Below are 12,973 nucleotides of genomic sequence, written 5' to 3'. Positions count from 1 at the left end.
GTTTGGAGAAATGTTTACTGCACAAAGCTCTTTCGCGGCAAAAGGCATTGGCACTCAATCCGCTGGCTTCATGTTCGGCAAACAATTGCAACCATTCTTCTTGGGTTCGCTTAATCATGAAATGTCTCCTGGCTAAAAGTTCAGGAGAGTAAGAATTAATCTTACTTATGGATAGGTGTGTTTTGCTGGACGCTTACCGATAAATGCAGCTAGTCGCTTTCGTTGGCTTGACAAGATTATGAATTGAACGTATGTTTCAAACAAGTGTTTACATTATTCTTGGATTACCAGAGCTTTGGTTGGTCTGAGACGCAAACAGAACGACTAAGTTATGAATAACCGACAGTCCACCAAAGACCGAATACTGGATGCTGCAGAAAGTTTGTTTGCCGATCGCGGCTTTGCGGAAACCAGTTTGCGTACCATTACTAACCGAGCCGATGTCAATTTGGCGTCGGTGAATTATCACTTTGGTTCTAAAAAGTCTTTGATTCAGGCGGTGTTCGACCGTTTTTTACAAAAGTTTGTTAAAGCGCTGGATCTTGAGTTGCTGCCCCTTGAGCAACAGGCAGACTCTCCTAGTGTGGAACAGGTGCTCCACACACTGGTGACGCCCTTAATGTCGGTTAATACGTTGCGAGAAAAGGGAACTTCTAACTTTATGAAATTGCTTGGCCGTGCCTATGCTGAAAGCCAGGGCCATATGCGGCGCTTTATTCAAACGCATTACGCACAGTATTTATCTCGCTTTACCCGTCAACTGCATCGAGCCGCACCGGAATTAGCTGCCAACGAAATGTTTTGGCGTCTACACTTTATGTTAGGTACGGTGATTTTTACATTGGCAGGAAGCGATGCCTTAAGAGAAATCGCGCAAGCGGACTTTAAAGAAAATGTGGATCTGGAGCAGACCTTAGAGCGGTTGCTGCCATTTCTTGCGGCAGGATTTAAAGCTTAACTTTTGAAATTTTAATCAATACGCTGTTTGGAGAAACGTCATGATTACCTTGGGACAAATATTAGCACTATTAATCGTGCTTTGGATTAGTGCCTATCAGCGCATGCGCACTGGTACGGCGCTGGTGGTGGCGGCGGTGGTTCTTGCTGCTATGAGTGTGATTTGGGAAGTTGCCATTATTCCCTGGATTTTACTTGGTGTGTTTGCTGCACTTTACTTTTTAGAAGACTTGCGCAAAGACAAAATCACACTGCCCATCTTTAAACTCTTTAAATCGGTATTGCCACCGATGAACCAAACAGAAAAAGACGCATTGGAAGCGGGCGATGTCTGGTGGGATGGCGAGCTTTTTAAAGGGAATCCAGACTGGAATAAAATGCTCAGTTATCCGAAGCCAGAGTTATCGAAGGAAGAACGTGATTTTGTTGATAATCAAACCGAAAAACTGTGTGAATTGGTAAACGACTGGAAAGTAATTCACGAAGATAAAGATTTACCGCCCGAAGCCTGGGAATACATGAAGAAAGAAGGCTTCCTTGGCATGATCATTCCGAAAGAGTATGGCGGAAAAGGTTTTTCTGCACTGGCGCATTCCACCGTTGTTTCTAAATTAGCCACACGTAGTGGTTCTTTGTCTGTATCAGTGATGGTACCCAACTCTTTAGGACCTGCTGAGTTATTACTGCACTACGGTACAGAAGAGCAAAAAAATTATTACTTGCCAAGGTTAGCGAAAGGGGAAGAAGTACCTTGTTTTGCCTTAACGGCACCAGAGGCTGGCTCAGACGCTGGTGCAATACCCGATACCGGTTACGTTTGTAAAGGTGAGCACAACGGTGAAGAAGTGCTGGGTATTCGATTAAGCTGGAACAAACGTTATATCACATTGGCACCGATCGCGACGGTGTTAGGTCTTGCGTTTAAACTTTATGATCCGGAAGGATTGCTCGGTGATACCGAAGACTTGGGCATTACCTGTGCGTTGATACCCACCGATCACGAAGGGGTTGAAGTTGGAAATCGTCACTACCCCATGGGCCAAGCTTTTATGAATGGTCCAACTCGCGGAAATGATGTCTTTATTCCAATTGAATGGATCATTGGTGGTAAAGAATACGCAGGTAAAGGTTGGCGGATGCTGGTTGAATGTTTGTCTGCCGGTCGTGGAATTTCATTACCTTCTTCAGCCACGGCAACAGGAAAACTCAGCTATCGCTTAACAGGGGCTTACTCTTTATTACGTAAGCAATTTAAAACGTCTATTGGCCACTTTCAGGGGGTTGAAGAAGCGCTGGCTCGAATTGCCGGTAATACCTATCAACTGGAAGCCATGCGTATTATGACCGCAGGAGCGGTTGATCTATCTTGTAAACCTTCGGTTGTAACCGCTATTGCCAAATACCACATGACCGAATTAGCGCGCTCTGTGATCCAAGATGCAATGGATGTTCATGGCGGTCGTGGAGTCATTATGGGAGATCGAAATTATCTTGCTAGCGGTTACATGTCGATGCCGATTTCCATTACCGTAGAAGGTGCGAACATTTTGACTCGAAACCTGATGATTTTTGGTCAGGGTGCGGTCCGCTGTCATCCTTTTGTATTCCGTGAAATGCAAGCCGCCAATAATCCAGACGATAAAGAAGGTTTGGATCAATTTGACAGTTTGTTCTTCCGTCATGTTGGTTACGGTGTCAGTAACTTTATTCGTACGGTTTCGCTGGCTTTGACTGCGGGTCGAATAGTGAAAAAGCCGGTCGCTGGCAAAACCGGTCGTTACTATCAACAGCTCACTCGAATGAGCTCTGCTTTGGCGATGGTATCGGATCTATCCATGATGATATTTGGTGGCGATTTGAAGCGATTGGAGCGACTTTCAGCTCGGTTAGGTGATGTATTAAGCCATTTGTACTTGGCATCTACCGTACTCAAATATTACGAGGACAATGGTCGCCCGTTATCCGATTTGCCGTATGTCGAATGGTGTTTGCAAAAAAGCCTTTATGAAATTCAAAAGGCGTTCACTCAGTTTTTTGAAAACTTGCCAATGCGTGGTTTGGGCGCTGCGCTGAAGTGGATTGTGTTCCCTTACGGTACGCGCTTTAAAATGCCGTCAGATAAGTTGGAACACAAAATTGTTAAACCGATGTTGTCTGACAATGAGCTTCGTGACCGATTGACAAAAGACAGTTACATTGGTGAGTCCGATCAGGATCCCGCGGGTCGCATTGAAAATGCCTTTAAAAAAGTGCTGGCGGCTGCACCTGTCGACAAAAAACTCCGTAAAGCCATTAAAGAAGGCAAGTTGGCATCGTCACGTACACTGGATGAAACGGTTGCCACTGCCGTTGCGGCAGGGGTAATTACTCAGGAAGAATCCGATTTGTATCTGGATGCAGAAGCAGCGCGCTCAGATGCTATTCAAGTTGACGATTATACGAAAGATTACATTTTACACGGCGTTACTGAGCAAAAAGCGACAAAGCAAGCGGCTGCCTGATCATTGGCGTAAGTTGTAAGATTAAAAAAAAGCCACGGCATCCGTGGCTTTTTTAATTACAGACATTATTACCACATTTTTTCTTCTGGCATTGCCAGTAAGTACCCTTGAACAAAGTCAATGCCACCTTGCTCGATACTCATTAATGCGTCCAATGTTTCAATTGATTTTACTGTGGTAGAAACACCCCCGGAACGAGCAACTTCTGCCATGGAGTGCATTAGTTTCTTATCGACCGGATCCCAAGCAATGTTTTGAGTAAAGAGTCCATCAATCTTGATTCCGTTGATGGGTAATTCACGAATACGTGAAAATAAGCTGAAGTTGCGACCAAAATCATCCACTTGAAATTTGCACCCACATTCGCTCATGGCATCAAGAATGGGAACCAGCTGTTCGCGGTAATGCAATAGGTGGTGCTCTTTAAGTTCTATTTGCAAATACTTCATCGCATTGGCGTTTTGGTTCATTAGTTCCAGAAGCTTTTCATTGATTTCTGGATCAAGCAGAGTGTGTGCGGAGAGGTTAATATTGATTAAAGATGGTTGTAAATTCGTGTTGAGTAGATCGATTATTTTTTCCAACGTCCAGTAATCTATTCGAGAAATCAGGTCAAAGCGTTCGGCATCACTTAAAAATGCACGTGGCAAGTAAGTTTCCCCAATTTCTTGTTCGAGCCGAATAAAGGCTTCATACTGAGTTGGAATTACATTTTCTTGCAAATGCTTTTGAACGGCACTTTCGTCGAGTTTTTTAAGCGCTTCAATTGATATTTGACTAAGTTCAAATATGGGTTGAAATAATAATTTAAAATAATCGTATTTTAGCCCTTGTTCAATTCGACTGCGCCATCCGGATGCCGGAGTATGGTCGTCTTTGCCATCTTTTTTTGCGTCGTAAACATAAACCTGGTTTTTTCCTTTCTGTTTCGCTTTTTGACATGCGAGATCGGCTTGAGCCATGAGTTTCTTTTGATCGACGCAGTCGGCATTAATAAGCGTTACGCCAATACTGCCAGAAACAGGAAACTCTTTATCTTTTGCAGTAAAGTTTATATTTTCTAATACACTTCGAAAGTTATTGGCCAAACTCTCCAAGGTATGTGCAGGTGTGTCGTGTAACAGTACTGCGAACTCATCACCCGACAAACGAGCCGCGAGATCTCGGTGGCGCAGTCGAGAACGAATTTTCTCACCTATGGTAATTAATAATTGGTCGCCGGCCGCGTGCCCGGCTTCGTCATTGATTAATTTAAAGTTATCAAGATCAATGTAAAGCAAGGCACTTTGTTGTTGTGAAAATTTAATGCTTTGGATTTCTTGCTGTAACAGTTGATCAAAATAGGTTCGATTGAGCAGTTGCGTTAGGTGATCGTGGTTGAGTTGCCAGTTGAGCTCATCTTCTATGAGTTTACGTTCGGAAATGTTTCTAAACACCACAACAGAGCCTTGCGCTTCATCGCCTTGAGTCAAAGGGTGAATGGTGCATTCTACGTGAATGGGTTGGTTATCGGCGGTCCAGAATACGGTTTCCCAGTCTTTCAATGAATCTTTGAGCAGGTAAGCCTGGTAGAGGTAATTGGTTTCATTGGAAATTTGTCGGCCATACTCATCGGAGTGGTGAAAAATCTGGTGTGCAAATTGTCCAACTAACTCTTTTTCGGAATCGTAGTTAAGAATTTTTAGTCCAGCAGGGTTTACAAAGGTGAGCTGACCTTGATCGCTGACTCCATAAATACCCTCACCGACCGAGGTTAAAATGCTAGCAAGATGGTTTTTTTGTTGATCCAACGTACGATTCGCCATCACTTGCTGCGTCATGGCATGAATTCGCGCGGTGAACAATTGCATTGATTCATCTTTGAACATGCACTCTCGTGCGCCGGAATGAATGCATTCTTCGATAATTTCTTCTTTGTAGGTCCCGGTGAGAACTGCTTTGATAATATCGCCATAGGTTTCAGAGTCGGTCATTCGCTGGCACAACATGGCACCATTGGCACCTGGCATGAAGTAATCGATGATGGCCAAGTCAAAATGTTGTTGTTGTAGTTTTTCCCAACCGTCTTCCGCATCGACCGCTGTACTGACTTTGAGCCCCAGCCTTTCCAATTGTTTTCCGTAAATGGTTCTTACACTACGAGAATCATCAACCAGTAATACATGTATTTCATTATCAGGTGCAGCCTTACTGATTTTTATTTGTTGTCGACTGGAATGTTGTACGAGTTGCTTAATGATTTCGCCACAGTCGCGATAATTATTCCAAAGTTGAATTAAAGTATGCGGGCGGTCAGACAGTCTTTCAATGTTGGGTTCCTGCATATGGCGAGCAAAAACAAGTGCTGGCGTGTTGACGAGCGGTGCTGTCGTCAGCATCGTTGCGACTTTGGTTTGTTCTTGGCGTGACCGACTTGGCCAGCCCACCACTAATAAGTCGGAAACAAAGTCTGGCGCGCTCTCCACGTATTGACTAAAAGTGCTGTAGTCGGGAAAGCTGTGAACTTTATATTCTTGTTTTTGTAATAATCGATTCAGTCCGAACCTCAAAGTGGGGGACGGCTCGATTAATGTAATTAACTTCAAAGGTTAGATGTCCCGTCGTCTCTCTAAAAGTTATTGACCAGCGAGCTCAGAATAAGGTTGTTTGGCGTTTAAAGTCGATAATCGTTTTCATTTTACCCATCGAAGCACTGCTGAGCACGGTCGTTCATAAGGTCTTCTGATTGAGTCAAAAGTAAAACCATCTTCGGTTTTGCTTGCCTTTCGGTGTTTATTCCGAGAGCGGATTGAATAGATTTATAATAGCAGCTCATAGAGACCCTGACATTGAATTAAATCTGAGATTCGATGCCGTTAATCGGTTGTTCATCTTCGAGTTGTAAGCTGTTAACTCTTTGGCATTATTAGGAATTGAGCTGGACATTTGAGTATTGATTGTCAACAATCCGGCTTTCATGTTATTTGAAACAAAAGACCTTGGAGTAGTTATGAAACGCTTTTATTCTGTACTTTCCGCATCAGCAGCGGTTTTAATGCTATCGGCATGCCAAACCTACGACCCGTATACAGGAGAAAAGAAGGTCAGCAATGCGACCACAATTGGGGCGATTAGTGCTGTAGTATGTGGAGCGATTGGCTCGCGTAAAAGCAGTAAGCGAGCGCGTAATGCGGCCGTTGGATGTGGGCTGATAGGCATGGGAATAGGGGCCTATATGGATGAGCAGGAAAAAAAGTTGCGAGATGAATTGGCCGGCTCTGGCGTTCAAGTTGCTCGTGAAGGTGACAATATTCGATTAATCATGCCAAATAACATTACTTTCGGGGTTGACCGTTCTGAAGTGCAAAGTTCTTTTTATCCTACGCTTGACTCGGTTGCCAAAGTGCTGAATGAATTTGATGAGTCGGTTCTGCTCGTAGCCGGACATACTGACTCTTCAGGCAGCGACAGTTATAACCAAGAGCTTTCGGTAAAAAGAGCCAGCAGTGTTTCAAATTATTTAGAACGACAGCAAGTCAGTGGTGACCGTTTGAAAGTTCGAGGGTTTGGTGAATCAAGACCGATTGCGTCAAATGATACGGCAGCCGGTCGGGCTGAAAATCGAAGAGTTGAATTGTTAATTGAGCCTAAAGCGGCCAATTGATCCGTTCACTACTCCAAACCTAAAAAAGCCACCAGTTATTGGTGGCTTTTTTTTGGGTGAATTACATATGAGTCTGCTGATAGCGATTATGTAACTCCAACAACCTGGAATTTAATGATGAGGCGATTTGTTGTAATTCATTTGAGTTTAAAATCAGCCCACAGGTATTCAAACGTTTTTCTAAAGACTCATGTTGCTCTTTAGCGATTTTTAAAGCTTGGATTAAGGTATCCTTGCATTCAACACTCATAGCGCGCTCCTTATGGTATTGCGGTACTATTTGTTTAAGTTGTGAACAATTATTGGCTCTAGCTTGAAATATCGCGATAAGAGAAAACGCATTTGCGTGTCAGATATTAACCATTACAGACTGAGATAAATGGGTGTTTTGCATTTTTAGTCTTTCCTGCCATTAGTGCCGATTAGCTTATTCCATCGAGTTCTTTTACGCACCTCGTCGCACGTCTTATATCCAAACATGATTTGTTGATCTGAGTTGAGAAGTTAGCATGAAGAGAGGGCTTTATCGGTTATTGATAAACACGCTCTCATAAAAACTCAAAGTAACAAGGAAATCCAACCATGTCTGAACGAGATAAGTTAGTGATCTTCGATACGACTTTGCGCGATGGAGAGCAAAGTCCTGGTGCAACCATGTCGGTAACCGATAAAGTCGAACTCGCTCTCTTGCTCCAGAACTTAGGTGTGGATGTCATTGAAGCTGGATTTGCCATTGCCAGTCCGGGCGACTTTGAAGCCGTTAAAGCGGTTGCGAAAGCGGTGCGTGATACACGAATTTGCAGTTTGGCTCGGGCTAGAACCCAAGACATCGATCTGGCCGTTGACTCTTTGGCCGATGCCCCGTTAAAACGCATTCACACATTTATCGCGACTTCCGAATTGCATATGCAGCACAAATTGAACATGACACGCGAGCAGGTTGTTGAAAGTGCTGTTAAAGCGGTGCGATATGCACGACGCTTTGTTGATGATGTTGAGTTTTCAGCAGAAGATGGCGGACGGACCGATATCGATTTTTTGGCGCAGGTTGTCGAGCAAGTGATTGAAGCAGGAGCATCAACGATTAATATTCCTGACACGGTGGGGTATTGTCTACCACATCAGTTCGGTGAGTTTATTGGCCAACTGATGGTGAAAGTGCCCAATGCGGATAAAGCCATTTTTTCCATTCATTGTCATAACGATTTAGGTTTGGCTACGGCCAATTCCTTGGCGGCTATTGAACAAGGAGCACGTCAGGTCGAGTGCACCATCAACGGACTGGGAGAGCGTGCAGGTAATGCCGCACTGGAAGAAATCGTTATGGCTGTTGCCACCCGACGAGATCAGTTCCCTTTGTCCACATCAATCAACACCCCTCAGCTGGTACCACTTTCTCAGCGGGTCTCTGAAATTACAGGTTTTGCGGTGCAACCCAACAAAGCCATTGTCGGAAAAAATGCATTTGCACACGAAGCAGGCATCCATCAAGACGGTATTTTGAAAAATCGTGAAACCTACGAAATCATGCGTGCTGAAGATGTCGGTTGGAGTGGTGAACAAATCGTACTTGGCAAACACTCGGGGCGTAATGCGTTTTTTAACCGACTGACATCACTGGGTATCCACTTCGACTGTAACGAAAAATTGGAACAGGCGTTTGAGCAGTTTAAACGCATGGCGGATCAAGGCCAGCGGATCAGTGACCAGCAGCTGCGGATGTTGGCTGACAATACCAGTGTTTCGACGGTCGGCTAACCTTGTTAGGTTTGCGATATTGAAAATTCGGGTTAAGATGTGGCGCATTCCGACAGCCAACTCCTAACCCGAAATATTAATGACCGATACCAGTGCTTACTTGGCCGCCATGGGCATTACCCAGTGGGTGTATTGCTCACCGGAGCCGAGTCGTTCGCCTGAAAACGTTATGGATGCACCTCTCGCATCGGAAACGCTTTCGAACAGCGTGTCACCCGACAATATGCCGTCGGATTCCACTTCTCTTGAAAGTGAGTCTTTATCGCAGCACTCTATTTTACCTCCACTTGAATCGTCATCGGCTGAAGAGATAGGAGTATCGACTTCTAAAGTAAGCTCAGGGGAAGCCCTGGGGCAGATGACTGCGGCTGAAGCATGCGCAAAGACGGATTCGACGCCTTCAGAGTCAGCCCAGCGTCGAACAACCGATAATGTGCGTGGTTTTGTGGTGCTTCCGAAAGGTCAATCGTGGCGAGCTGGAAGTCTTACTCTTTTGTGTCGGCACCAAAATGGCCAGCCGTCAGCATCGTTTATACGACAGGGACAGCCATCGAAAACCATAGCCAATCTATTGATAGCCTTACAATGTTTGACACAGCAGGAGCCAGGAGTGGACTTGCTCCGAAGTTGTAATTTTGCACAGTTGGCTTCCACGGCATTAAGTGATGATGCCATCCCATTAAAGCAACTGCTCAGCGAGCAACCGCCTAAGGTGTTGTTGGCCATGGGCGCGGAAACGGCCAACTTATTACTTGGAGAAAATCGCAGCATCGGTGAGTGGCAAGTGAAAAACTGGCAAACCGTTGAGGGAACCCCGGTCGTGGTGACCTATCACCCTTATGAAATCTTTACCTCGCCTATATTAAAACAGCAGGTCATGAAAGATTTAATTCAGTTGGGTAAATTTTTAGTTCATGACTGAGTTAGTTTATCGTCGAGCAACACGCAGTGATATTGCTCAAGTACTGGCCAATGAAGTGGCTGCTTATCCTGTTCCATGGGGTAAGCAGGCGTTTATCGACAGTTTGCAAGAGCAATACAATTTTTACCTGGTCATTGCTGAAAAGTACGTTATTGGTCATCTGATTTTTCAATCGGTATTGGATGAGTGCCATCTGCTTAATATTTGTATTCATCCGCGTCACCAGGGTAAAGGTTGGGGACAAGCGACTTTTTCTTTCTGGCTGGAAATATGCCAAAACTTGCAAATGAAACATTTATTTCTGGAAGTGCGTCAGTCCAATGAAAAAGCGCTGCAAATGTATAAACGCAACGGATTTCGTGTGTTGGGTGTGCGTAAAGCTTATTACCCATTAATCGGTGGTCAACGAGAGGATGGAGTGTTGATGGGAAGAGATGCAGCGGACAAAGTTTACTCTCTATAACGATTGACTTTTCTTAGCTTTGGTGGGTTTCAATGCGCTTGATACCACGTTGTTGATTTCGGCCTTTCGCTTCAATCAGTGCTTGGTCTAAAGCGTTTTGAATTCCCACTGAAATCACCATTTCCAGATTGATTGGGTATATAATACGCCGCTTTGTTTCACGCAATTCAGGAATTCTATGTCTTCACTGGCTAAAGAAGTCGGAAAACGCCGAACTTTCGCAATCATTTCTCACCCGGATGCCGGTAAAACCACCATTACCGAAAAACTGCTATTACATGGAAAGCTGATTCAAGAAGCCGGTACAGTAAAGGGACGCAAAGCCTCAAAACATGCTACATCCGATTGGATGGAGCTCGAAAAGCAGCGTGGAATATCAGTGACCACCTCGGTGATGCAGTTTCCTTACAACGAACGCGTCGTAAATTTGTTGGATACCCCAGGCCATGAAGACTTTTCGGAAGACACCTACCGTACATTGACCGCTGTGGATTCTGCGCTAATGGTCATTGACTCCAGTAAAGGGGTTGAGGATCGTACCATTAAATTAATGGAAGTCTGTCGATTGCGAGATACACCTATCGTAACTTTTATGAACAAACTCGACCGTGACATTCGCGATCCGATTGAGCTGCTTGATGAAGTCGAAGACGTGCTTAAAATTAATTGTGCACCGGTGACCTGGCCAATCGGAATGGGTAAGGAATTCAAAGGTATTTACCACCTGTTGCAAGACAAAATCTATCTGTATCAAACTGGAAAAGGTCATATCATTCAGGAAGAGCAGGTGATCGTAGGACTGGATAATCCGGAAGCAGAACAACGGCTAGGCAGTCACTTGCAGGATCTGCGTGATGAGTTGGAGCTGGTTTTAGGAGCCAGTCACGAATTTGATCTGAAAGAGTTTCTTGCTGGACGATTAACGCCAGTATTTTTCGGAACGGCACTGGGTAACTTTGGTGTATCGCAAATGCTCGATTGCTTCGTAGAGTGGGCTCCGGCACCGTTACCGAGAGCAACACACACTCGTGACGTTGATGCCGACGAAGAAAAGTTCTCCGGATTCGTGTTTAAAATTCAAGCCAATATGGATCCACAGCATCGCGATCGAATTGCGTTTATGCGTATTTGCTCCGGTAAGTACGAAAAAGGCATGAAAATGCATCACGTACGATTAAAGCGTGACCAGCAAATCTCCAACGCAGTGACGTTTATTGCCGGTGATCGCGCGAGCCTTGAAGTAGCCTACGCCGGTGATATTATCGGTTTGCATAACCACGGTAACTTGCAAATCGGTGATACCTTTACTCAAGGGGAACTGCTTAAGTTTACTGGTATTCCTAACTTTGCCCCTGAGTTATTTCGAAAGGTACGACTGAAAGATCCTTTGAAAAACAAGGCGTTGCAAAAAGGGCTTATTCAGCTGTCGGAAGAAGGTGCCACCCAGGTATTTCGTCCTCTGCACTCTAATGATCTTATCCTTGGTGCTGTCGGTGTGCTACAGTTTGATGTAGTAGCGCACCGATTGAAAACGGAATACAAGGTCGAGTGTATCTACGAACCGGTCTCGGTAGCGACCGCAAGATGGGTGTCTTGCAGAGACGAAAAGGTGCTGGAAAAGTTGCAAAACAAAGCGGGTGAAAACCTGGCTCTGGACGGTGGCGACAACCTGACTTATCTTGCTCCGACAATGGTAAATCTCAATCTGACCAAAGAACGTTTCCCTGAAGTGGAGTTTTTTGAAACACGTGAGCACTAAAAAACAACAAAAACAATTTGAATTGATTGATACTCACTGTCATCTGGATTTTCCAGAATTTGATAAAGATCGTAAAAAACTTTATCAGATTGCTTGTGATCATGGGTTAAAAGCCATGATTATTCCGGGCGTTAAGCGCGATGGATGGCGTTTGATCCGTCAGCTGTCGGCATTAATGGAAGGGGTGCACAGCGCGCTCGGGTTGCATCCCATGTATATGGATCAACATCAAGAAGCTCACCTGCACGATTTGGAACTGGCGTTATCGGTTGGTCCCATTGTTGCCGTCGGTGCGATAGGGCTGGACTTTCAGGAAGGACGTGCCGATCAAAGTGTGCAAGAAAAGTTTTTTCATCATCAACTCCATATGGCAAAAGATGCCAAACTACCGGTTATTTTGCATGTTCGTAAAGCTCACGAAGATGTATTGAAACAACTCAGAATGTTGAATTTTCATAACGGTGGTGTGGTGCACGCCTATTCTGGTGACTTAAATCAGGCGAAACGCTACGCCGATCACGGACTTAAGCTTGGCATTGGTGGCACTATCACTTTTCAACGAGCAGTGAAAGTGCGTGCACTGGTTTCGGATTTACCGCTTGAGCAAATAGTTATGGAAACCGATGCGCCCGATATGCCTCCGGCAACCTGTAAAGTCGGTCGTAACACACCCGTACATATATTCGATAACTTTCGCGCATTGTGCAGTATTCGTTCCGAATCTCCAGCAACCATTGCCCGGCAAACCACGGCCAATGCGTGCGAGGTTTTCAAGCTTACTGAATAGCGCATAAGATGCTACATTAGAAACTGTGTTTATCGTTTCAAAAGATCGAATCGCCCGCTACTTTGCTGTAACTTTAACCCTATCCATAGCGTTTGAGTTTTAGATGACGGCGAAAATTACTCGTTCCTGAAAGCGTAATGTAGCTGCACCACGGGTAACGTATTCTGTGGTGAAAGTGTGCGA

10 protein-coding genes and 1 pseudogene are annotated in these 12,973 nt (G+C 44.8%); 8 read left to right on the top strand and 3 right to left on the bottom strand.

Features of this window, described 5'->3' with window-relative positions; translation table 11 throughout:
- Positions 1-118, bottom strand: a 118-nt coding sequence (gene tnpA, locus ACTUJY_RS04255; RefSeq protein WP_463614817.1) for an IS66 family insertion sequence element accessory protein TnpA, incomplete at its 3' end; no start/stop codon positions are given.
- Positions 119-331: 213 nt separating this feature from the next.
- Between tnpA and ACTUJY_RS04250 the strand changes: the two genes are divergently transcribed.
- Positions 332-958 carry a TetR/AcrR family transcriptional regulator gene (locus tag ACTUJY_RS04250; protein ID WP_463614814.1) on the top strand — a complete coding sequence of 209 codons (627 nt, stop codon included), beginning with the start codon at positions 332-334 and terminating at the stop codon, positions 956-958.
- 40 nt (positions 959-998) lie between these two features.
- Entirely contained in the window at positions 999-3,458 is a 2,460-nt protein-coding gene (locus tag ACTUJY_RS04245) for an acyl-CoA dehydrogenase (protein WP_463614813.1), read from the top strand.
- Positions 3,459-3,526: 68 nt separating this feature from the next.
- Here the strand turns inward: ACTUJY_RS04245 and ACTUJY_RS04240 are convergent, their stop codons facing one another.
- A complete protein-coding gene (locus ACTUJY_RS04240) occupies positions 3,527-6,043 on the bottom strand; it encodes a two-component system response regulator (RefSeq protein WP_463614812.1) in 2,517 nt (838 codons plus the stop codon).
- Between the two features lie 404 nt (positions 6,044-6,447).
- Here ACTUJY_RS04240 and ACTUJY_RS04235 point away from each other — a divergent pair, with 404 nt between their 5' ends.
- Entirely contained in the window at positions 6,448-7,101 is a 654-nt protein-coding gene (locus ACTUJY_RS04235) for an OmpA family protein (protein WP_463614811.1), read from the top strand.
- A 61-nt stretch (positions 7,102-7,162) separates the two neighbouring features.
- On the opposite strand, the gene ACTUJY_RS04230 is transcribed toward ACTUJY_RS04235, so the two are convergent.
- Complete coding sequence (locus tag ACTUJY_RS04230; protein WP_463614810.1) at positions 7,163-7,351, bottom strand: hypothetical protein; 189 nt, start codon at positions 7,349-7,351, stop codon at positions 7,163-7,165.
- Between the two features lie 332 nt (positions 7,352-7,683).
- Between ACTUJY_RS04230 and ACTUJY_RS04225 the strand changes: the two are divergent.
- The 5 genes and pseudogenes from ACTUJY_RS04225 to ACTUJY_RS04205 all read left to right on the top strand — a co-directional run.
- A pseudogene (locus ACTUJY_RS04225) lies at positions 7,684-8,838 on the top strand (2-isopropylmalate synthase); the annotation flags it as partial.
- 100 nt (positions 8,839-8,938) lie between these two features.
- The gene (locus ACTUJY_RS04220; protein ID WP_463614809.1) at positions 8,939-9,781 is read left to right on the top strand and encodes a uracil-DNA glycosylase family protein; all 843 of its coding nucleotides are present in this window, start codon (positions 8,939-8,941) and stop codon (positions 9,779-9,781) included.
- Positions 9,774-10,244, top strand: coding sequence for a ribosomal protein S18-alanine N-acetyltransferase (rimI, locus tag ACTUJY_RS04215; RefSeq protein ID WP_463614808.1), 471 nt, complete (start codon positions 9,774-9,776; stop codon positions 10,242-10,244). The genes ACTUJY_RS04220 and rimI overlap by 8 nt, the downstream gene beginning before the upstream one ends.
- Positions 10,245-10,422: 178 nt before the next feature.
- Entirely contained in the window at positions 10,423-12,003 is a 1,581-nt protein-coding gene (prfC, locus tag ACTUJY_RS04210; protein ID WP_463614807.1) for a peptide chain release factor 3, read from the top strand.
- Complete coding sequence (locus ACTUJY_RS04205) at positions 11,993-12,790, top strand: TatD family hydrolase (RefSeq protein WP_463614806.1); 798 nt, start codon at positions 11,993-11,995, stop codon at positions 12,788-12,790. Before prfC ends, ACTUJY_RS04205 begins: the two co-directional genes overlap by 11 nt.
- Positions 12,791-12,973 lie beyond the last annotated feature (183 nt).

Source organism: Pleionea sp. WD8-19, from assembly GCF_055326765.1.
Note: the sequence above shows the minus strand (reverse complement) of the source record. Positions and strands in the feature narration are given on the sequence as shown.

Coding starts and splice junctions, on each gene's coding strand:
- ACTUJY_RS04250 (WP_463614814.1), top strand. CDS start 332: ATGAATAACCGACAGTCCACCAAAGACCGAATACTGGATGCTGCAGAA.
- ACTUJY_RS04245 (WP_463614813.1), top strand. CDS start 999: ATGATTACCTTGGGACAAATATTAGCACTATTAATCGTGCTTTGGATT.
- ACTUJY_RS04235 (WP_463614811.1), top strand. CDS start 6,448: ATGAAACGCTTTTATTCTGTACTTTCCGCATCAGCAGCGGTTTTAATG.
- ACTUJY_RS04230 (WP_463614810.1), bottom strand. CDS start 7,351: ATGAGTGTTGAATGCAAGGATACCTTAATCCAAGCTTTAAAAATCGCT.
- ACTUJY_RS04220 (WP_463614809.1), top strand. CDS start 8,939: ATGACCGATACCAGTGCTTACTTGGCCGCCATGGGCATTACCCAGTGG.
- rimI (WP_463614808.1), top strand. CDS start 9,774: ATGACTGAGTTAGTTTATCGTCGAGCAACACGCAGTGATATTGCTCAA.
- prfC (WP_463614807.1), top strand. CDS start 10,423: ATGTCTTCACTGGCTAAAGAAGTCGGAAAACGCCGAACTTTCGCAATC.